At 72.2% G+C, this 19,689-nt stretch carries 16 protein-coding genes and 1 pseudogene; 5 read left to right on the top strand and 12 right to left on the bottom strand.

Annotation, left to right across the window (positions count from 1 at the left end; translation table 11 throughout):
- Positions 1–130 precede the first annotated feature (130 nt).
- Positions 131–1,141, top strand: coding sequence for a serine hydrolase (locus E0500_RS35420; protein WP_131567711.1), 1,011 nt, complete (start codon positions 131–133; stop codon positions 1,139–1,141).
- Between the two features lie 48 nt (positions 1,142–1,189).
- On the opposite strand, the gene mycP is transcribed toward E0500_RS35420, so the two are convergent.
- Both mycP and E0500_RS35410 read right to left on the bottom strand, forming a co-directional pair.
- Positions 1,190–2,398 (bottom strand): type VII secretion-associated serine protease mycosin, encoded by a 1,209-nt coding sequence (gene mycP, locus E0500_RS35415; RefSeq protein ID WP_131567713.1) that lies wholly within the window; start codon positions 2,396–2,398, stop codon positions 1,190–1,192.
- On the bottom strand, positions 2,395–3,759 hold the full coding sequence (locus E0500_RS35410) for a hypothetical protein (protein ID WP_258573732.1): 1,365 nt from the start codon (positions 3,757–3,759) through the stop codon (positions 2,395–2,397). Before E0500_RS35410 ends, mycP begins: the two co-directional genes overlap by 4 nt.
- Positions 3,760–4,327: 568 nt before the next feature.
- On the opposite strand from E0500_RS35410, the gene E0500_RS35405 reads away from it, so the two are divergent.
- On the top strand, positions 4,328–5,530 hold the full coding sequence (locus E0500_RS35405) for an amino acid deaminase/aldolase (RefSeq protein WP_131571953.1): 1,203 nt from the start codon (positions 4,328–4,330) through the stop codon (positions 5,528–5,530).
- Positions 5,531–5,542: 12 nt separating this feature from the next.
- Here the strand turns inward: E0500_RS35405 and E0500_RS35400 are convergent, their stop codons facing one another.
- Genes E0500_RS35400 through E0500_RS35390 form a run of 3 tightly spaced genes read right to left on the bottom strand, consistent with a single transcriptional unit; the run spans position 5,543 to position 9,094 of the window.
- On the bottom strand, positions 5,543–6,334 hold the full coding sequence (locus E0500_RS35400; protein ID WP_131571954.1) for a 3-oxoacyl-ACP reductase: 792 nt from the start codon (positions 6,332–6,334) through the stop codon (positions 5,543–5,545).
- Between the two features lie 7 nt (positions 6,335–6,341).
- Entirely contained in the window at positions 6,342–7,712 is a 1,371-nt protein-coding gene (locus E0500_RS35395; protein WP_131571955.1) for an aldehyde dehydrogenase, read from the bottom strand.
- 11 nt (positions 7,713–7,723) lie between these two features.
- Positions 7,724–9,094: a glutamine synthetase family protein gene (locus tag E0500_RS35390; protein ID WP_131571956.1), complete on the bottom strand. Its 1,371-nt coding sequence runs from the start codon at positions 9,092–9,094 to the stop codon at positions 7,724–7,726.
- Between the two features lie 170 nt (positions 9,095–9,264).
- Here E0500_RS35390 and E0500_RS35385 point away from each other — a divergent pair.
- Both E0500_RS35385 and E0500_RS35380 read left to right on the top strand, forming a co-directional pair.
- Positions 9,265–9,990 (top strand): annotated as a pseudogene (locus tag E0500_RS35385) (FadR/GntR family transcriptional regulator); the annotation flags it as partial.
- Between the two features lie 134 nt (positions 9,991–10,124).
- Complete coding sequence (locus tag E0500_RS35380; RefSeq protein WP_131572322.1) at positions 10,125–10,805, top strand: gamma-glutamyl-gamma-aminobutyrate hydrolase family protein; 681 nt, start codon at positions 10,125–10,127, stop codon at positions 10,803–10,805.
- On the opposite strand, the gene E0500_RS35375 is transcribed toward E0500_RS35380, so the two are convergent.
- The 7 genes from E0500_RS35375 to E0500_RS35345 all read right to left on the bottom strand — a co-directional run bounded on the left by E0500_RS35375 (position 10,786) and on the right by E0500_RS35345 (position 18,443).
- Positions 10,786–11,739 carry an aminoglycoside phosphotransferase family protein gene (locus E0500_RS35375; protein WP_131572321.1) on the bottom strand — a complete coding sequence of 318 codons (954 nt, stop codon included), beginning with the start codon at positions 11,737–11,739 and terminating at the stop codon, positions 10,786–10,788. The two genes, E0500_RS35380 and E0500_RS35375, sit on opposite strands and share 20 nt — an antisense overlap.
- A gap of 466 nt (positions 11,740–12,205) precedes the next feature.
- On the bottom strand, positions 12,206–13,156 hold the full coding sequence (locus tag E0500_RS35370) for a LysR family transcriptional regulator (protein WP_181587339.1): 951 nt from the start codon (positions 13,154–13,156) through the stop codon (positions 12,206–12,208).
- 75 nt (positions 13,157–13,231) lie between these two features.
- Positions 13,232–13,957: a helical backbone metal receptor gene (locus E0500_RS35365; RefSeq protein ID WP_131560865.1), complete on the bottom strand. Its 726-nt coding sequence runs from the start codon at positions 13,955–13,957 to the stop codon at positions 13,232–13,234.
- A 2-nt stretch (positions 13,958–13,959) separates the two neighbouring features.
- Positions 13,960–14,538: a helix-turn-helix domain-containing protein gene (locus tag E0500_RS35360; protein WP_131560851.1), complete on the bottom strand. Its 579-nt coding sequence runs from the start codon at positions 14,536–14,538 to the stop codon at positions 13,960–13,962.
- Between the two features lie 199 nt (positions 14,539–14,737).
- A complete protein-coding gene (locus E0500_RS35355) occupies positions 14,738–15,031 on the bottom strand; it encodes a hypothetical protein (protein WP_131560849.1) in 294 nt (97 codons plus the stop codon).
- 489 nt (positions 15,032–15,520) lie between these two features.
- On the bottom strand, positions 15,521–17,353 hold the full coding sequence (locus E0500_RS35350; RefSeq protein WP_131560847.1) for an ABC transporter permease/substrate binding protein: 1,833 nt from the start codon (positions 17,351–17,353) through the stop codon (positions 15,521–15,523).
- Positions 17,346–18,443 carry a glycine betaine/L-proline ABC transporter ATP-binding protein gene (locus tag E0500_RS35345; protein WP_131560846.1) on the bottom strand — a complete coding sequence of 366 codons (1,098 nt, stop codon included), beginning with the start codon at positions 18,441–18,443 and terminating at the stop codon, positions 17,346–17,348. Before E0500_RS35345 ends, E0500_RS35350 begins: the two co-directional genes overlap by 8 nt.
- 309 nt (positions 18,444–18,752) lie before the next feature.
- Between E0500_RS35345 and E0500_RS35340 the strand changes: the two genes are divergently transcribed.
- A complete protein-coding gene (locus E0500_RS35340) occupies positions 18,753–19,682 on the top strand; it encodes a 5'-3' exonuclease (protein WP_220141660.1) in 930 nt (309 codons plus the stop codon).
- The last annotated feature ends 7 nt before the right edge of the window (positions 19,683–19,689 follow it).

Below are 19,689 nucleotides of genomic sequence, written 5' to 3'. Positions count from 1 at the left end.
GGGGGAAGCCTCCTGGGCATGTCCGGGGCCGGAAGCACTGCGTTCACAGGGCTCACGGGTTTCTCAGCATTCACACGCATCTAACGACCGGCTAACCCGGCACACAGGGCGGGCCTGCAGCATCGCGGACATGCCTCCTCGCACAGTCCGCCTCCTCGCTCAGTCGGCCCGGCGCCGTCCCGTCCTGGGCTGCGTGCTGGCTGCCGCGGTCATCGTGAGCGGCACGGCCGGCGGGACGGTCCATGTGATGGGGAGAGCGCACGGCACGGAGGGCGCCGTATCGTCGTCTGTGTCATCGTCCTCGCCCTCGGCGCCCGCCCCGGCGAGTTCCCGGCAAGCTACTCAGGAGGCTTCGTTGCGACCGGTGGCGGCGCCCGAGGTGGACCACGACGCGCTGCTCGCGGCCGCGTTGGAGGGTGGGGAGGTCGAGGACGGCGCCGGCCTGGCCGTGGCCGTGCGGGACATGGAGTCCGGGGAGAGCGCGGCGTACGGGAAGGCGCTGTTCGAGACCGCGAGCATCGTGAAGGTCGACATCCTGGCGACGCTGCTCCTCCAGGCGCAGGACGCGGACCGGCGGCTCACCGCGCAGGAGGAGGCGTACGCGGCCGCGATGATCGAGAACAGCGACAACGCGTCCGCGAGCGCGCTGTGGAAGACGATCGGTTCCGCCGCGGGCCTCGACGCCGCGAACGAGCGCTTCGGGCTGACCGGCACCGAGGGCGGCGACGGGCTGCTGTGGGGGCTGACCCGGACCACGGCCGCCGATCAACTCGTACTGCTCCAGCAGGTGTTCGGGGACGCGTCGGAGCTGAGCGACGCCTCGCGGGCGTATCTGCGGGAGCTGATGGGGCGGATAGCCGTGGGCCAGGACTGGGGCGTGTCGGCCGCCGGTTCCGGCTTCGCCCTGAAGAACGGGTGGTTGCCGCGCACTGCGACGGGGCTGTGGGTCATCAACAGCATCGGGCGCGTCACCGTGGACGGGCACGACCACCTCGTGGCGGTGCTGTCGAACGGCAACACCACGAAGGCGAAAGGTGTTGCGCTGGTGGAGGCGGCCGCGAAGGCCGCGGTGTCGGTGTTCGCGGAGGAGGACGCCGGAAGTGTCGAGACCGTGGCGGCGCCGGTCCGGCAGCCGCGGTAGCGGCCCCTTCTCCGCGCCGGAAGCAGGTGGAGCGGTCTCTCCTGCGGCTCAGACGCCGTAGTGGTCCGTGTGGTCCCGTCGTATCCGGCCCCGCCAGAGCACTACCGCCCCGCCCAGCAGCAGGATGCCCAGGCCGCCCGCGACCGGGGCCGCCCAGCTGAAGGCGCTGCCGCCGTCCTGGTCCGGATCCGGGCCGGAGCCGAAGTACTTCTGGCCGTAACCAGCCGGGTCGAGCCCTTCCGGTTCGAGCTTGCCGCCCGCCTTGATCGCGGCCTCCGGGTCGACGAAACCGAAGCCGTAGGAGTCGCTCCGGCCGCCCGCCGGGGCGTCGCGAGCCGTGTCCTCCAGGAGCTGCTTGATCTGTGCCGGCGTCAGACCGGGGTGGGCCGCCCGGACGAGGGCGACCGCGCCGGAGACGAACGCGGCCGCGGCGCTCGTGCCCCAGCCCTCGTAGTACCTGCGGTCCGGGGAGGCGATGACGACGTCGTCGCCCGGGGCGCTGACGGTGGCGTACCAGCGGCGGGTGGAGAAGGAGGCGCGGGTGCCGTACTTGTCGACGGCGGTGGCGGCGATGACGCCCGGGTAGGCGGCCGGGTATGAGATGCGGTCGCCCTTCTCGCCGCCGTTGCCCGCGGAGGCGACGACGACGGAACCCTTCTTGAGGGCGTACTCGACGGCGGCGTCCTCGGCGGGTTCGGGGTGGGCGGACTTGGAGTCGTCCCCGAGGGAGAGGTTGATGACGTCGGCGCCCTGGTCGGCGGCCCAGCGGATGCCCTCGGCGAGGGCGTTGCCGCGGGTGTTGCGGGCCTTGGAGCGGGCGGGGTCCTTTTCCTCGAGGATGACGCGGACGGGGAGGATCCTGGCCTCGGGGGCGATGCCCAGCACGCCGTCGGCGCGCCCCGGACCGTGTCCGTGGCCGGCGATGATCCCGGCCATGGAGGTGCCGTGCACGGCCCAGGTCTCGTCGCCGCGGCTCGCCCCGAAACCGACCATGTCCTTGGTGGGCAGGACGTTGCCCGCCAGGTCGGGGTGCTTGTCGTCGACGCCGGTGTCGAGGACGGCCACGGTGACGCCCGCGCCCTTCGTGGTCCGCCAGGCCTCCCGTGCGTGCATGGCGTCCAGGGCCCACTGCTGGGAGCGGATCTCGTCCGCGTGGGCCGTGGTGGACGGGACGAGGGCGAGGGCGGCGGCGAGGAGGACGCTCAGCGCGCCGGCGCCGCGGTTCATGGGTGCCTTCACGAGGGTCATACGGGTCATGAGGCCTTGTCCCCGGCCGAGGCGACCGTCTTGCGGAAGCCGCGTTCGACGCGGTCGGCGAGGCCCTGAGCCTCGTGGCCGAGGCCGGACTGGGCGGGAGCGCTGGTGGCGCCGGACTTCATGGCCTCCTCGGCGGGCTCCGGCTCGGTGATGGTGCGGCCGTCGGCGAAGCCGGAGACGGCGTAGACCACGACCGGCGCGTCGGTGAGGACGGAGAGGGTCCAGGAGGCACGCTGGCCGGCGCCGAACCGGTCCGCGACGGTGCCCTGCGCCGCGTACGGGAGGGGCATCAGGTCGGTGCGTCTGTCCAGGCCCTCCCTCTCGAAGCGGGACTTCAGGGAGGCCATGGCGGCGAAGTCGGCCGTGGTGAAGAGCAGGCCCACGGTGGTGACATGACTGCGGGTCGCGTCGGTGTAGGTGGCGCGGAGCAGCCGCAGGCAGCCGACCGGGGCGAGGGCCTTGCGGAGCAGCGGGTCGAAGGCGTCCTCGCAGCCGGTGTCGGGTGCCACGGCGATCCGCGTCCAGGTCCGGTCGGCGCCGCCTGGTCCGGCGCCCTCGCCGTCGAGGGTGCGCGGGAACAGCTGATCGACGGGCACGCTGTGCCACAGCTGTTCGGCGGCGGCGAAGTTGCCACGGTCGCCGTCCGCGTCCGCGTCTCCGGTCAGCCAGCTCCCGGTCACCGCCCCGCCTATGAGCCCGAGGCCGAGGACGACGCAGGTGGCGGCCGTCAGCCTGCGGGGGCGGCTGTGCCGCGACCGGGTGCCGTCGTGCGTTTCGGGATGGTACGTCTCGGGCGACGCGAAGGTGATGTACGGGCGTCGCGGGCGTCCGCCGAGTGCCCGGTCCAGTGCCTCGACGGAGCGCCGCGAGGAACTCGACGCGGGCGTCCAGCCGGTCGGCTGCTCGTCGCGGACGGGCCGCAGCCGGGTGGTCGACTCGGTGAGGGTCTCCTCGGGCAGGGCGGTACGACGCGGCGGCTCCGCGGGCCGGGGCGGAGCACTGCCGGCGGCAGCGCCGGACGGCTCGCCGACCGGCCGGTTCGGTGCGTCCGCGGGCCCTGCGGAGCCCGCCGGCGGTGCGTCGGGGAACCGCGACGAGGCCGCGGGCGGGGGCGGGGGCGGGGGCGGGGTGGCCGGGGCGGTGCTCGGTGCGGCGGCGCGGCGGAAGTCGTGCAACCGCGGGCGCTGCCCGGCTCCGTCCGGTTCCGGGGAACCCGTGTCGCGGGAGGCACGCGGCGCCTCCGGGGCGGCGCCTCGCGGGGTCCCCGCTCCGGTGGCCGGTCCGGGAGTACGGGTTCCCTGTGGTGACGGCACCGGACCGGGCGCACCCGACGGCGTGCGCGGTGGGGCGGACGGCGGCATGGGGGTGCTCCGGCCGTCGGTGGGCGCTGCGGGGCCGCGGCGGGCGGGGATGCGGGTCGCTGAGGTGGCAAAGGGGCGCTCGTGGAGGTGGAGCCCGCCGGCGCACCGCTCCTCGCGGCGGGGCCCGGCTGCTGCTCCTGGGGCGGTACGGGACTTGTCGCGGCATCCGCGGGTGCGTCGGAACCGTGCACACCCGGCGTCCGCGGAGGCGTCGATGGGGGCGTCGGTGGACGGGGTGGAGTCGTGGGGCGTGGGGGGATGGAGGCACGACGCGCTTCCGTGCTCATGCACCCCCCGTTTCCTCGTGTCTCAGGCCGCCTCGGAGACCGTCCGGGCGTACGACCGTCCCATGGGAGCGATCGTCGTTCTGGAGCCGCCTGCCCGGGTGTCCGCCACGAGCATCCGTACCCGTCCCGACGCGTGACCATCCCCGGCCGAGGTCGTCCCCCTGCGTTCGCGTCACTTTACGGGGTGACGTGCGCTGAGAGGGAACCGGTCCGCAGGTCGGGGAGGATCTGCCCGGAACATCCCCCTACCCTGCGGTAACCGAGTCTGGCAGGCTGCGTTCATGACTGCCCGTGCCGCTGACCGCGCCCGCTACGACCGGGCCACCGCCCATCTCGACGCCCCTGTCGCGATCGTCGATCTGGACGCGTTCGACGCGAACGCCGACGACATGATCCGCAGGGCGGGCGGCAAGCCGATCCGTGTGGCCAGCAAGTCCGTTCGCTGCCGGGCGCTCCTGGAGCGCGTCCTGGGGCGCGAGGGTTTCGCGGGCATCATGTCCTTCACCCTCGCCGAGTCCCTGTGGCTCGCGCGGTCCGGCTTCGACGACGTCCTGCTCGCGTACCCGTCGACCGACCGCTCGGGCTATGCCGAGCTGACCGGTGATCCCAAGCTCGCGGCCGCCGTCACCGTCATGGTGGACGACCCGGCCCAGCTCCAGCTCATCGACGACGCCCGCGCGGGCGGCTGCGAAGTCGTGCGGGTCTGCCTGGAGTTGGACACGTCCCTGAAGCTGCTCGGCGGGCGTGTGCGCGTCGGCGCCCGGCGCTCCCCGCTCCACTCCCCCACCCAGGTCGCCGAGATGGCGCGTGCGGTCGCCCGGCGGCCCGGGTTCAGGCTGGTCGGGATCATGGCGTACGAGGGGCACATCGCCGGTGTCGGGGACTCGCTCGCGGGGCGGCCGTTCCGCTCGCGGGCCGTCCGGCTGATGCAGGCCACCGCGCGGAAGGAGCTCGCCGAGCGGCGGGCCGAGGTCGTGCGCGCGGTGCGGGCCGTGGAGCCCGGCCTGGAGTTCGTCAACGGCGGCGGCACGGGCAGTGTCCAGCACACCGCCGCCGAGGACGCGGTCACCGAGATCGGGGCCGGGTCCGGTCTGTACGTCCCGCGCCTCTTCGACAACTACACCTCGTTCAGCGGGCGTCCGGCCGCGCTCTTCGCGCAGCCCGTCGTCCGCCGGCCGGGCGTCGGCGTCGTCACCGTGCTGGGCGGCGGCTATCCGGCCTCGGGCGCCGCGGGCCGCGACCGGTTGCCCGTCCCGTACCTCCCGGAGGGGCTGAGGTACGACCCTCAGGAAGGTCCGGGCGAGGTGCAGACGCCCCTGCTGGGCGCGCCCGCCGACGATCTCCTCATCGGTGACAAGGTGTGGTTCCGGCACGCCAAGGCGGGCGAGCTCTGCGAGCGGTTCGACGTGCTGCACCTCGTGGCGGGCGACGAGGTGACGGCGACCGTGCCGACGTATCGCGGGGAGGGCCGCACCTTCCTGTAGCCGGTCGGGGGGCTAGAGGGGTGTGACGTACGCGCCCGAAATGCCGCCGTCCACCAGGAAGTCGGTGGCGTTCACGAAGGACGAGTCGTCGCTGGCGAGGAACGCGACCGCCGCCGCGATCTCCGTGGCCTCCGCGAACCGCCCGAGCGGGATGTGCACCAGGCGGCGCGCGGCCCGCTCCGGGTCCTTGGCGAACAGCTCCTGGAGAAGCGGGGTGTTGACCGGCCCGGGGCACAGGGCGTTGACGCGGATGCCCTCGCGCGCGAACTGCACGCCGAGTTCGCGGGACATGGCCAGTACACCGCCCTTGGAGGCCGTGTACGAGATCTGGGAGGTCGCCGCGCCCATGCGGGCCACGAACGACGCCGTGTTGATGATCGAGCCCTTGCCCTGCCGCCGCATGTAGGGGAGGGCGGCCTTGCAGCACAGGTACACGGAGGTGAGGTTGACCTCCTGGACCCTCTTCCACGCCTCCAGGCCGGTCTCCAGGATGGAGTCGTCGTCGGGCGGTGAGATGCCCGCGTTGTTGAAGGCGATGTCGACGCTGCCGTACGTGTCGTACGCGGCCTTGAACAGCGCCTCGACCTGCTCGGGGTCGGTGACGCCGACCTTCACGAAGATGCCGCCCACGTCCTCGGCTGCCGCCTTGCCGCGCGTCTCGTCGACGTCGCCGCAGACCACGTGGGCCCCCTCGGAGGCGAGCCGGCGCGCGGTGGCGAGGCCGATGCCGCTGCCGGCACCGGTGATGACGGCGGTGCGGCCGACGAGGCGGCGGCAGATGGTGTCTGCGGAGATGTCGGTCATGAGCGGCTCAGGCCTCCGTGCTGATGAAGACGTTCTTGGTTTCGGTGAAGGCGGTGAGGGCGTCCGGGCCGAGCTCGCGCCCGAGCCCTGACTGCTTGAAGCCGCCGAACGGGGTCCAGTAGCGGACGCTGGAGTGGGAGTTGACGGACAGGTTGCCCGCGCGGACGGCCCGCGAGACGCGCAGCGCCCGGCCGACGTCGCGGGTCCAGAGGGAGCCGGAGAGGCCGTACGGAGTGTCGTTGGCGAGCCGGACGGCGTCCGCCTCGTCCTCGAAGGGCAGCACCACGGCCACCGGGCCGAAGACCTCCTCGACGGCCACGCGCGCGTGGGGCTCGACTCCGGTCAGGACGGTGGGCGGGAACCAGAAACCGGGGCCTTCGGGGGCCTTGCCGCGGATGCCGGGCGCGTTCGGGTCGACGTAGGAGCGGACGCGGTCCAGCTGGGTCCTGGAGATCAGCGGTCCCATCCGGGTGCTCTCGTCGGCCGGGTCGCCGACGAGGACGGACTCGATGGCGGGCGCGAGAAGACCGAGGAACCGGTCGTACACGGACCGCTGCACGAGGATGCGGGTGCGGGCACAGCAGTCCTGGCCGGTGTTGTCGAGGAACGACATGGGGGTCGCCGCGGCGGCGGCCTCGATGTCGGCGTCGGCGAAGACGATGTTGGGGCTCTTGCCGCCGAGTTCGAGAGTGACCCTCTTGAGCAGGGCCGAGCCCTTCGCCAGCACCTGTTTGCCCACGGCGGTCGACCCGGTGAACACGATCTTCGCCACACCGGGGTGTTCGACGAGCGCGTCACCCGCGACGGGCCCGTGCCCGGGCAGCACCTGGAACAGCCCCTCCGGGAGCCCCGCCTCCAAGGCCAGTTCGGCGAGGCGGAGGGCGGTGAGCGGGGTCGTCTCGGCGGGCTTGAGGAGCACCGCGTTGCCGGCGGCGAGCGCGGGGGCGGTGCCCCAGGCGGCGATGGGCATCGGGAAGTTCCAGGGCGCGATCACGCCCACCACGCCGAGGGGTTCGTGGAACGTGACGTCGAGTCCTCCGGCCACCGGGATCTGACGTCCGGTGAGCCGCTCGACGCCTCCCGCCGCATAGTCCAGCAGGTCCCGTACGTTGCCGGCCTCCCAGCGGGCGTTGCCGACGGTGTGGCCGGCCTCGCGCACCTCGAGCCTGGCCAGTTCCTCGATGTGCTCGTCCACGGTCGCGGCGAACCGGCGCAGGAGCCGGGCGCGGTCGCCCGGTGCGAGGGCGGCCCACCCGGTCTGTGCCGTCGCCGCCCGCGCCACCGCCGCGTCCACGTCCTCGGCCGTGGTGGCCGGAACGGTGGCGACGACCTCCTCGGTGGCCGGGTTGAGTACATGGAGCTCGTGCTCGTACGACAAGGAAGGACCTCTCACATGCGTTCGAAGGAGCGGCGCAGCTCCCAGTCGGTCACCGCGGCGTCGAAGGCCGCCAGCTCGACGCGCGCCATGTTGCGGTAGTGCGCGACCACCTCGTCGCCGAAGGCGGCCTTGGCGATGGGGCTGTTCTCCCAGAGTTCGGCTGCCTCGCGCAGGGTGGTGGGCACATGCGCGTAGTCGGCGGCGTAGGCGTTCCCGGGACATGCCTCGGGAAGCTCCAGCTCCTGTTCGATGCCGTACAGTCCGGCCGCGACCATGCCCGCGACGGCGAGGTGCGGGTTGACGTCGCCGCCCGGGAGCCGGTTCTCGAACCGTAGGGAGCGGCCGTGCCCGACGACCCGGAGCGCGCACGTCCGGTTGTCGTGGCCCCAGGCGACGGCTGTCGGGGCGAAGGACCCCGGCTGGAACCGCTTGTACGAGTTGATGTTGGGCGCGTACAGCAGCGCGAAGTCCCGGAGCGCGGCGAGCTGTCCGGCGAGGAAGTGCCGCATGACGGGCGACATGCCGCCGGGGTCGGCCGCGGTACCGGCCATGGCGTTCGTCCCCTGCGCGTCCGCCAGCGACAGGTGGATGTGGCAGGAGTTGCCCTCGCGCTCGTTGTACTTGGCCATGAAGGTCAGCGACACGCCCTCCTGGGCGGCGATCTCCTTGGCGCCGGTCTTGTAGACGGCGTGCTGGTCACAGGTGACCATGGCCTCGTCGTACTTGAAGGCGATCTCGTGCTGGCCGGGGTTGCACTCGCCCTTGGCGGACTCGACGGTCAGGCCTGCCGCCGCCATCTCGTTCCTGATCCGCCGCAGCAGGGGTTCGATGCGGCCGGTGCCGAGCACCGAGTAGTCGATGTTGTACTGGTTGGCCGGGGTGAGTCCCCGGTAGCCGGTGTCCCAGGCCTGCTCGTAGGTGTCCTTGAAGACGATGAATTCGAGCTCGGTGCCGACCTGGGCGGTGTAACCGAGCTCGGCGAGGCGGTCCAGCTGCCGGCGCAGGATCTGCCGGGGAGCGGCCACGACCGGTGAGCCGTCGTTCCAGGCGAGGTCCGCGATCAGCATCGCCGTGCCCTCGTTCCAGGGCACCCGGCGCAGTGTGCTCAGGTCGGGGTGCATGGCGAAGTCGCCGTAGCCCCGGTCCCAGGAGGACATCTCGTATCCGTCGACGGTGTTCATCTCGGTGTCGACGGCGAGCAGGTAGTTGCAGCCCTCCGTGCCGTGCTCAAGTACCTCGTCGAGGAAGAAACGCGCGGCGAACCGCTTGCCCTGGAGACGCCCCTGCATGTCCGGGAAGGCCAGGACGACGGTGTCGATCTCGCCACCCGCGACGAGGGCGTGCAGCTCCTCGACACCGAGCGGGGGTGTGCGGTCTGCCACAGGAGGGCCTCCTTCGGGCTTCTTCGCGTTGCTGCGCGCGCCGTCGGCCGGGCGTCGTGCTTCTTGGGCTTCTCGGGCTTCTTACGGCTGGCTGCTTACGGCTTCTTCACTCGGACCGAGAGCCATAAGGTATTGCGGAGAACCATTGCTTGGGAAGGGGGCACAGCGAGATGTCGGCGCATCCTGACGGCGGCCCGGACGACGGACTGGCCCCGGTGCTGCGGCCGGTACGGGCGGGCAACGGCTTCGAGGAGGCCCTGGAGCAGATCCTGCAGGTCGTACGGCTGGGCCTGGTGCCCGGCGGCGAGCGGCTGCCCGCGGAGCGGGAGCTGGCCGAGCGCCTCGGGATCAGCCGGGTTACCCTCCGCGAGGTACTCAAGGTGCTCCAGGACGAGGGGCTGGTGGAGTCGCGGCGCGGACGGTACGGCGGCACGTTCGTGCTCCCCCGCAACGACGCGGGCGGCGAGGACGAGCTGCGGCGCCGCGTCGAGAGGACCGACATCGAGGACGTGCTGCGTTTCCGCGAGGTCCTGGATGTGGGCGCGGCCGGGCTGTGCGCGTCCCACGGCCTGACCGCCGAACAGGCGGATCGCCTCCGCGAGGCGCTGGCCCGCACCCGGGACGCGCCCCTGACCGAGTACCGCCGCCTGGACACCCTCCTCCACCTCACCCTCGCCGAGCTGAGCGGCTCCCCGTCCCTCACGGCCCAGTACGCGTCAGTCCGCGCGACGGTCAACGACCTGCTGGACTGCATCCCCCTGCTGGTCCGGAACCTGGAGCACTCCCAGCGGCAGCACGCCGCGATCGTCGAGGCGGTGCTGGAGGGCGACGCGGACGGGGCGCGGGAGATGATGCGGGAGCACTGCGCGGGGACAGGGGCGCTGTTGCGGGGCTTTTGGCTTGAGGGGGCGGGCCGGGGTGAGCGGGTGGAGCTTGGCCTGGGCCGGACTTGCCTTCCATCGTGCGCCCCGGCAAAGGTATGAATGTGCCCCATTGAGGACGCGTCCTCTTGAGCGTGAGGGAGAACCGCGTGGCCAGGCCGCTGATCGGTGTGAGTACGTATCTGGAGTCCGGAGCACGCTGGGGCGTCTGGGAGCTCGAGGCCGCGCTACTGCCGGCCGGCTACCCGCGGCTCGTCCAGGCGGCGGGCGGGCTGGCCGCGATGCTGCCGCCGGACGATCCGTCGTACGCCGCCACGATGGTCGCCCGCCTCGACGGCCTGGTGATCGCGGGCGGCCCCGATGTCGACCCCGCCCGCTACGGCGCCGAGCGCTCCCCGCGCACCGGTCCGCCCGCGCCGGAACGCGACGCCTGGGAGCTCGCCCTGATCCGCGCCGCGCTGGCCGCGGGTACCCCGCTCCTGGGCATCTGCCGTGGTATGCAGCTCCTCAACGTGGCCCTCGGCGGAACGCTGATCCAGCACCTGGACGATCACGTCACCCAGGTCGGCGTGTTCGGGCACCACACGGTGAAGCCCGTGCCCGGCACCCTGTACGCGGACATCGCGCCCGAGGAGACCGCCGTGCCGACCTATCACCACCAGGCAGTGGACCGCCTCGGCGAGGGCCTCGTCGCGTCGGCGCACGCGGACGACGGGACAGTGGAGGCGGTCGAGCTGCCCGGTCAGGCCTGGGTGCTGGGCGTCCAGTGGCACCCGGAGATGGGCGAGGACACCCGAGTGATGCGCGCCCTCACCCGAGCCGCTTCCTGAGCCACTGAAGCGCGGCCTCGCCCTGCGCCCGCTGGAAGGCGCGCAGGGTCGGGATGCCGGGTGGCGGGGGCTGCCGGGAGTTTCTGATCATGAACCCGGCGAAACCCGCCAGAGTGGCGGTGACCGCGTCAGGCTCGGCGACTCGCCCCAGCGGATGTGCCGTGAACACCTCCTCCGGGTCGGGACCGCCCTGCGCCCTCACGCACGGCAGCATGATCAGCAGGTCGAACCAGGGCGCGGCCCCTCGCCGTGCGTGCGGCCAGTCCACGAACACGACGCGGCCGTCCGCCGTGAGCAAAATGTTGTCGGCTCGCAGGTCACCGTGGGCGAGCGTGTCGCCGACGGCAAGGTCGGTCCAGGGGAGGGCGAGCTCAGCGAGGTACGACAGGTGACTCGCGGTCCAGGGATCAAGTCCCTCTCCGCGGTCTCCGTCGTCGATCATCTGCTGCCACCCCTGAAAACCGTCAGCCAGGTACTCGACGACGGACGGGGCGTCGAGGGGTGCGGGCGTGAGCGCCCGGCTCAGCTCTCCCACGGCGTCCAGCACGAGCGCCAGCTCCCTCTCGTGCCACGGCACGTGTGGCTGCCGCCCCGCCACGTCCTCGAAGACGAGCGCGACCCAGGTGCCGTCGTCGTACGAGCCGAGGAGCGGGGGCGCGGGGACGCCGAGGGGCAGGGCCGCGGCGTACCGCGCCTCCTCGCGGTGCATCTCCGGGCTGACCGGGTTGACCTCCGCGCTCACCGCCTTCACGAACGCGCGCCGTCCGCCGGCCGTGGTCACCCGCGCGGCCACACCGGGGGAGAACCCGCCCGTCTGTGTGACCGCCTGTACGACGGGTGCGCCGAGCATGTCCGCGATGACGGCGCGCACCGCGGCGGGGAGGGCTTCCCAGGATGTCCGTACACCTACGGCGGGTGGGGCGGAGGAGGTCATGTCCAGCATCGTGCGGGGTGCGGTGAGGCAGGCTCCACTGCTTTTTCTGTCACCACGTTCCTCGCCCCCGCCACCCCTGCCCTTCCCATCCCCAGGGGCCCCTACCCTTCCCATCCCCAGGGGCTCCGCCCCTTTCGACCCCGGCCAAGGGAGCTCCGCACCCTGGACCCCCGGTTTTCGGAGGCGCGCCGCCTGCCCATCCTCCGGGGCTCCGCCCCACGGCCCCATAGTTCAGGGCGCCGCCCTCGCCCCCTCCTCCGGGGCTCCGCCCCGGACCCCGTTCGGGGGCCAGCCTCAGGACCCCCGCTCCTCAAACGCCGGAGGGGCTGGGTATTCAGCCCGTCCGGCGTTTGAGGACGAGGCCGTTCAGGCCGATGCGGGGGTCTGGGGGCGGCAGCCCCAGGGAAGGGACGGGACTGGGTAGGGGCGGCGGGGGCGAGGAAAACCCAGGTGCGCCCCAGCTCCGTCACCCCGCCCGGCTCCGGGTCAGCGCCAGCAAGTCCCGCCCCGGTCCCGTGGGCCGATGTCCCGTGGGCCACACCGCTCGTAGGGCCCGCCGTAGGTGGACACCGTTCAGGGGAACACTCACCAGGCGCCGGGCGGACAGTTCCTCGCCGAGGGCCAGTTCGCTCAGTACGGCGGGCCCCGCACCGCTCACCGCCGCCGCCTTGACCGCGGTCGTCGAGGACAACTCGATCAGTGGCCGCGCCAGACCTCCCAGCGCCGCGTCCAGAACCTGGCGCGTACCGGAACCCTCCTCACGGAGGATCAGCGGAGTCGCGGCCAGCTCGCCCGCGTCCAGCGGCCTGCGGCGCCGGGCCCACGGATGCCGCGGCGCGGTCACCACGATCAGATGATCGTGGGCGACGACCGCCGAGTCCAGGCCCCCGGGGACGCTCACCCCCTCCACGAAACCCAGGTCCGCCTCCCCCGCCAGCAGCCGCTCCGCGACGACCGCCGAGTTGCCCGCGAGCAGCGACACCGCCGTGTCCGGCCGCTGCGCGCGCAGTGCGATGAGCCAGCCCGGCAGCAGGTACTCCGCGATCGTCATGCTCGCCGCGACACGCAGCCGGGAGTCCCGCCGGTCCCTGAGCGCCTGTGCCCCCGCGTCGAATGCCTCGGCCGCCTCCACGACCCGTCGCGCCCAGTCCGTGACCAGGGCGCCCGCGTCCGTGAGCCGCGAACCCTGAGGTGACCGGTCGACCAGGGCCACGCCGAGCTGCCGTTCCATGGAACGGATCCGGCTGCTGGCCGCGGGCTGGGTGACGCCCAGCTCCCGCGCGGCTCTCCCGAGCGACCCGAGCCGTGCCACGGCCAGCAACAGCTCCAGCGCCCCGAGATCCGGCACCCGGTGCGCGAGCCCGCCGCGCGGTGCGGCGCCTCCGCCCGTCTGCTCCTCAGCTCTGCCCTTGCCCATAAACCCAGCTTATGCCTCACGTTCGCGGGAACCCTGGTGGAGCCCGGTGGCCCGGTCAGCGGTGAGTTGCTCGCATCAGCGGTGAGTTGCTCGCAGCGCCTGGGCCAGCACCCGCGGTGCCTCCGCCAGCGACGGCCCGTACCAGGTGAGATGACGCCCGCCGACGAGTGCGCACGGCACTCCGGCGAACGCCTCGGGCCCGTCGTCGGCGGTGAAGCGGTACGGCTCGTCGGGCAGGACGACGACGTCCGGCCCGGCGGCCCGCAGGTCATCGACGGGGACGCGGGGGTAACGGTCCGCGTGCGCCGCGTACAGGTTGTCCACGCCGAGCCGCTCCAGGACATCCCCCGCGAAGGTGTCCCGGCCGAGGACCATCCAGGGACGGCGCCAGATCGGCACCACGGCGGTCCTGCGGTGTTCGGGAGACGGCAGCCGGGACCAGGCCTCCTCCGCCTCATCCAGCCATCGTGGCCGTGTCGGCGTCCCGCACGCCCGCAGCACCCGCTCCAGCTCGCGGAAGGCCTGCGGCACGTCCCGTACCTCGGTGACGAGGACCTCGACGCCCGCCTCCCGCAGAGCGGTCAGGTCGGGCTCGCGGTTCTCCTCCTCGTTGGCGATCACCAGATCGGGTGACAGCCCGACGATCCTCTCGGTCTTCGGGTTCTTGGTACCGCCGATCCGTACGACGTCAAGACCGGCGGGGTGGGTGCACCAGTCGGTCGCGCCGACCAGCACGCCGGGCGCCGAGACAGCCACGGCCTCGGTCAGGGAGGGGACGAGGGAGACGACACGGAGCACGATGGTCACCCACCGCGCCGGTGCCGGTCCTCCAGGGCCTCGATGTGGTCCGCCACGGCCACCACGATCACGCGGGTGTCGGGCACCGTGGCCCGCCACCGGTGCCGTACGCCGCCGGTCAGGTACAGCGTGTCACCACGGCCCAGCCGGTGGGCGCGGCCCTCCGCCTCGACCTCGACGGCCCCGTCGGCCACGTACATCAACTCGTCGTTGCGGTGCTGGACTTCCCGGCCCTCGTCGTGGTCACCGGTGAACTCCATCGCATGCAGCTGGTGGTGTCCGCGCACCAGAGAGCGCGTGCTGGACTCCGTCGGCGCGATGGCCTCCGTGTCGGCACGCACCACGTCGACGCTGCACGCCGGGTCGGCCGCGGCGAGCAGTTCGACGGCCGTCGTGCCGAGCGCGTCGGCGATGCGCTCCAGGGACGGCTTGCTGGGCCGTGCCCGCTCGTTCTCGACCTGGCTGAGGAAGGGAACCGACAGTCCGCTGCGTTCGGCCACGACGGCGAGCGTGAGCTCCAGTGTCCGGCGCCGCCGCCGGACAGCCGCGCCCACCCGAAGGGGCTGTTCTTTGTGGTCGCCCATCGCTCCGGCTCCCTCCTTCGCTCGTCGGTCGGCCGCTGCTCGATACGGCTGCCCCCATTGGTACAGCCGTTACTGATACACCACTGTTCCGCTACTCATCCGGCGTACGCCTTCTGATGAGTTCTCTGCACCCTACGCATGTTCGGCAAACCGTTTCATACGTCCGTCACATCGCTGACACACCGAGCGACGGTCAGGGTCACAGTTCACGCCAGCGGGGAGGCCGATCCGCCTGCACCGCCGCACCGCCGTCCGGCGGGGCGAAGCGGCTGACCAGGGGCGCGGGACGCCCCTCCGGGTCGGTGCGGAGGATCCCGGACCGGTTGGCGGCGGCTTCGCCGCCGCCCTGGGTATGGGTGGCCGTCCGGTCGGCGCGTCCGGTCCTGGACCCGTGGGCGTACGCCCACGGGGCGGCAAAGTCGTGGTGCCACCGCCGGCCTCCGATCACTACCGGCTCCGCGCCGCCGAGCCGGAGGCGTACGCGGTCGCCCATGTCGCCACCGGCCCTCGGGCTGCCGGGGCGCAGTCGAGTCGATTGTCCGCCGTGGCCTGCCCGGTTGTGAAGTCGCGCAGAGTAGCGTGCATTGGCTGACCGTGTCGCGGGGGCGCCCGGCGGCGCCCCACCGGCTCGGCCATGTCGCCCAGTGTCGTGGTGTTGTCCGGGCTCTCCCGGCTCAGCCGGCGTGGTAGGACGCGGGTGCACGCGGGCGCGAGGCGCGTCGTACACGCGGTCGGCGTTCGGCCGGCACGCCCCTGAAGCCCACGTGGCCGCGGACCTCGATGTGGTTGGCCGGATCTGACTCGTACCCCGGAATGTTGCTGTGTCCCGGAACGCCGGAGGGGTGGAGTGCGCCAAACAGCGCGCACTCCACCCCTCGCCGGTCAGGTCGCCGGTCGCCGGTCGCCGGTCGCCGGTCGCCGGTTCAGTTCACCGGACTCGTTCAGTTCACCGGATTCGTTCGGCTCACCCGGCTCGTTCCGTTCATTCGGCGGCCGCCGCCTCGCTCTTCCCCTGCGACTGCGCGACCGGCACCCACTTGTCCACCAGTCCGGGGTTCTCCTTCAGCCAGGTCCGGACGGCCTGCGGTTCCTTGCCCTTGCCCGCCTTCTGGATCTGCGCCTCCAGGCCGGTGAGCTGCTCCTCGGTCATCGAGAAGTCCTCCAGCCAGCGGCCGACCTCGGGGTTCTCCTCGGCGAAGCCCTTGCGGGACAGGGTGTGCACGCCGTCGCCCTCGCCCCAGGCGACCTTCGGGTCCTTGAGCTTGGTGAGGTCGTAGTCGCTGTACGCCCAGTGCGGGGACCACAGCGTGACGGCGATCGGCTCCTTCTTGGCGTACGCGCGCTTCAGCTCGGCGAGCATGGCGGGCGTCGAGCCGTCCACGACCTCGTACTCGCCCTCCAGGCCGTACTCCTTGAGGACCTTGTCCTTGAGCAGGCCCATCATGCCGGCGCTCGGCTCGATGCCGATGATCTTGCCCTTGAACGTCGACGCCTTGCCCTTGAGGTCCTCCATGGACTCGACGCCCTTCACGTACGACGGGACGGAGATCTCCAGGGACGTGGGGCCGTACCACTTGCCCAGGTCGTCGAGCTGCTTGCCGTACTTCTTCCAGTACTCGGCGTGCGTGACAGGCAGCCAGGAGTCCGTCTGGAAGTCGATCTGGCCCGTGGCCAGGCCCGTGTACAGCGGGCCGGCGGTGTACTGGGTGGTGGTGACGTCGAAGCCGCGCTGCTCCAGGAGCTCCTTCCAGAGGTAGGTCGAGGCGATGCCCTCGTCCCAGGGGATGTAGCCGATGCTGATCTTCTTGCCCTGGCCGATGTTCCCGGCGGTGGCCTCGGCGGTCTGCGAGCTGCTGCCGAAGACGCCCATGCCGCCCGCGACGAGCGCAAGGATGGCCACACCTGCGACGGCGACGGAGGGGCGCGGCCGGTAGTTCCATGCCTTGGTCGTGCCGGCCGCGCGGGCCTTGGCGGCGGCGCGGCGGCCCAGCGGGGAGATCTGGGCGCCGAGGGCGCCTGTCACACGGTCGAGGTAGATCGCGAGGACGACGATACCGAGGCCCGCCTCGAAGCCGAGGCCGATGTCGAGCTGGCCGATGGCCTCGTTGACCGCGCCACCGAGGCCGCCGGTGCCGACCATGCCGGCGATGACAACCATGGACAGGCCCAGCATGATCACCTGGTTGACGCCCGCCATGATCGTCGGGAGGGCGAGCGGCAGCTGTACGCGCAGCAGGGTGTTGCGCGGTGTGGTGCCGAACGCCTCGGCCGCCTCGACCAGGTCCGCGTCGACCTGGCGGATGCCGAGCTCGGTCATGCGGACGCCGGGGGCGAGCGCGAAGATCAGGGTCGCCACGACACCGGCGGGCACGCCCATGCCGAAGAACAGGATCGCCGGGATCAGCAGCACCATGGACGGCATCGTCTGGAGGAGGTCCAGGACGGGCCGGACAGCAGTGCTGACGGCCTTCGAACGCGCGGCCCAGATACCGATCGGTACCGAGATCACCAGCGCGATGACCGTCGCCACCAGAACCAGGGACAGGGTCGACATGGCCCGGTCCCACAGGTCGAGCGAGTCGATGAGCGCGAACCCGGCGAACGCGAGGGCGCCCGCGACCAGCCCGCGCAGCCACCAGGCGAGAACGGCCAGGATGCCCGCGAGGAGGAGGGGTTCGGGGGCGGTCAGGACGGTGTTGATGCCGTCGTACATGCCCTCGACGACCGTCTTGATGGCGTCGAAGAGCCAGGACATGTGGTCGACGAGCCAGTTGACGCCGTCGTCGACCCAGTCGCCGAGCTGAAGCCTAGGCACGGGCCGTCTCCTTCCCGTCGCGCGGGCGGTCACAGGGCGCGGACCCGCCCTGCTGGTCGCCGAGGAATCCAACGAGCCGCTGCCGCGGTACGACGCCGACGAGCTCACGTTCGCCGTCCTCGCCGTCTGTGCCGTCCAGCACCGCGACGGGGTGCGACAGGCGGGCGCTGATCGCGCACAGTTCGGTGAACGGAGTGTCGGGCGTCGCCGTCTCGCAGCCGCAGTCGGCCTCGTCGCCGCGGACGTCCCGGTCCATGACGGCGCCCGCGGTCAGCACGCGCGAGCGGTCGACGTCCTGGATGAAGGAGGCCACGTAGTCGTCCGCCGGGCGGATCAGGATGTCCTCGGCGCTACCGGTCTGGACGATGCGGCCGTCGCGCATGACGGCGATGCGGTCGCCCAGGCGCATGGCCTCGTTGAGGTCGTGCGTGATGAACACGATGGTCTTCTTGAGAGTCGTCTGCAGTTCGAGCAGTTGGTCCTGCATGTCGCGGCGGATCAGCGGGTCGAGGGCGCTGAAGGACTCGTCCATGAGCAGCAGGTCGGCGTCGGTGGCGAGGGCGCGGGCCAGGCCCACGCGCTGCTGCATACCGCCGGACAGTTCGTCGGGCCAGGACTTCTCCCAGCCGGCCAGGCCGCACAGGGCGAGCGCCTCGTCGGCGCGGCGCTCGCGCTCGGCGCGGGGCACGCCCTGCACTTCCAGGCCGTAGGCGGCGTTCTCGCGGACGCTGCGGTGCGGGAACAGCGCGAAGTGCTGGAAGACCATGCTGATCTTCTTCGAGCGGACCTCGCGCAGCTCGCGGTCTCCGATCGCGGTGAGGTCCTGGCCGTCGAAGCGCACATGGCCCGCGGTGGGCTCCAGCAGCCCGTTGAGCATGCGCAGCAGCGTCGACTTCCCGGACCCCGACAGGCCCATGACGACGAAGATCTGGCCCGGTTCCACCGTGAAGGAGGCGTCGATCACGGCTGCGGTGGTGCCCTCGGCACGCAGTTCCTCGCGGTCGGCTCCACGGCGGAGCCGTTCCACCGCCTCGTCGGGTCGTCTGCCGAAGACCTTGTACAGGTTCTCGGCCTCAAGCCTGGATGACACGTAAACCTCTCGTCTGGCACCAGAACGGCCCGTCTCCCCCGCGGGCAGGCCGTGGAGCGTGGCGGGTTCCGCCCGCCGGGCCCGGTGCGTGCACACGCTCCGCCCGGTCGCTGTTCACGATCCGGCGGATCCCGCCCAACCAAGTGGTTGAAGGCGTAACCGATCCTGCTCCGGGCCCGCGCCTGCCCCGGTCCGAGCAGTGCAAACGCATGAGTGTCCCAGTTCACACGGCCTTCACCCCGTGCCGCCCGGTACCGCCCGGTGCCGGCGGGATGCGTGGGACGCCCGCTGTCGGTGCCGTACGGCATGATGCGGAAGGTGACCCGACGCCTGATGCTCCTCGACACCGCCTCGCTGTACTTCCGCGCCTATTTCGGGGTGCCGGACTCCGTGAAGGCCCCGGACGGCACACCCGTGAACGCCGTGCGCGGGCTGCTCGACTTCATCGACCGCCTGGTCAAGGACCACCACCCCGACGACCTGGTGGCCTGCATGGACGCGGACTGGCGGCCCCAGTGGCGGGTCGACCTGATCCCCTCCTACAAGGCGCACCGAGTGGCCGAGGAGCACGAGGTGGGCCCGGACGAGGAGGAGGTGCCGGACACCCTGTCGCCGCAGGTGCCGGTCATCGAGGACGTCCTGGACACACTGGGCATCGCGCGCGTGGGCGTCGAGGGGTACGAGGCGGACGACGTGATCGGTACGTACACGGCGCGGGCGAAGGGCCCGGTCGACATCGTCACCGGCGACCGCGACCTGTACCAGCTGGTCGACGACGCCCGTGGTGTCCGCGTGCTGTACCCGCTCAAGGGCGTCGGCACGCTCCAGCTCACCGATGAGGCGGTGCTGCGCGAGAAGTACGGGGTGGACGGCGGCGGGTACGCGGATCTGGCGCTGCTGCGCGGCGACCCCAGCGACGGGCTGCCCGGAGTGCCGGGCATCGGCGAGAAGACGGCGGCGAAGCTGCTGGCCGAGTTCGGGGACCTGGCCGGGATCATGACGGCGATCGACGACCCGTCGGCCAAGCTCACGCCGTCCCAGCGCAAGAGGCTCGACGAGGCGCGGCCCTATCTGGCGGTCGCTCCACGGGTCGTCCGGGTCGCCGGCGACGTACCCCTGCCCGACGTGGACACGACACTCCCGCGCGAACCGCGGGACCCGGCGGAACTGGACGCGCTCGCCGCGCGCTGGGGCCTGGGCGGTTCACTGCAGCGACTGCTCACGACGCTGCGGATCTGACCGGTTC

It is taken from the genome of Streptomyces sp. KM273126 (genome assembly GCF_004337435.2).
In the GTDB taxonomy this organism is placed as follows: domain Bacteria; phylum Actinomycetota; class Actinomycetes; order Streptomycetales; family Streptomycetaceae; genus Streptomyces; species Streptomyces acidicola.
This window is presented reverse-complemented; position numbering and strand designations above follow the sequence as displayed.

What these genes read in the sequence shown, in the direction of transcription:
- E0500_RS35420 (WP_131567711.1), top strand. Translation starts at nt 131, where the DNA reads ATGCCTCCTCGCACAGTCCGCCTCCTCGCTCAGTCGGCCCGGCGCCGT.
- mycP (WP_131567713.1), bottom strand. Translation starts at nt 2,398, where the DNA reads ATGACCCGTATGACCCTCGTGAAGGCACCCATGAACCGCGGCGCCGGC.
- E0500_RS35410 (WP_258573732.1), bottom strand. Translation starts at nt 3,759, where the DNA reads ATGCCGCCGTCCGCCCCACCGCGCACGCCGTCGGGTGCGCCCGGTCCG.
- E0500_RS35405 (WP_131571953.1), top strand. Translation starts at nt 4,328, where the DNA reads ATGACTGCCCGTGCCGCTGACCGCGCCCGCTACGACCGGGCCACCGCC.
- E0500_RS35400 (WP_131571954.1), bottom strand. Translation starts at nt 6,334, where the DNA reads ATGACCGACATCTCCGCAGACACCATCTGCCGCCGCCTCGTCGGCCGC.
- E0500_RS35375 (WP_131572321.1), bottom strand. Translation starts at nt 11,739, where the DNA reads ATGACCTCCTCCGCCCCACCCGCCGTAGGTGTACGGACATCCTGGGAA.
- E0500_RS35370 (WP_181587339.1), bottom strand. Translation starts at nt 13,156, where the DNA reads ATGGGCAAGGGCAGAGCTGAGGAGCAGACGGGCGGAGGCGCCGCACCG.
- E0500_RS35360 (WP_131560851.1), bottom strand. Translation starts at nt 14,538, where the DNA reads ATGGGCGACCACAAAGAACAGCCCCTTCGGGTGGGCGCGGCTGTCCGG.
- E0500_RS35355 (WP_131560849.1), bottom strand. Translation starts at nt 15,031, where the DNA reads ATGGGCGACCGCGTACGCCTCCGGCTCGGCGGCGCGGAGCCGGTAGTG.
- E0500_RS35340 (WP_220141660.1), top strand. Translation starts at nt 18,753, where the DNA reads ATGCGGAAGGTGACCCGACGCCTGATGCTCCTCGACACCGCCTCGCTG.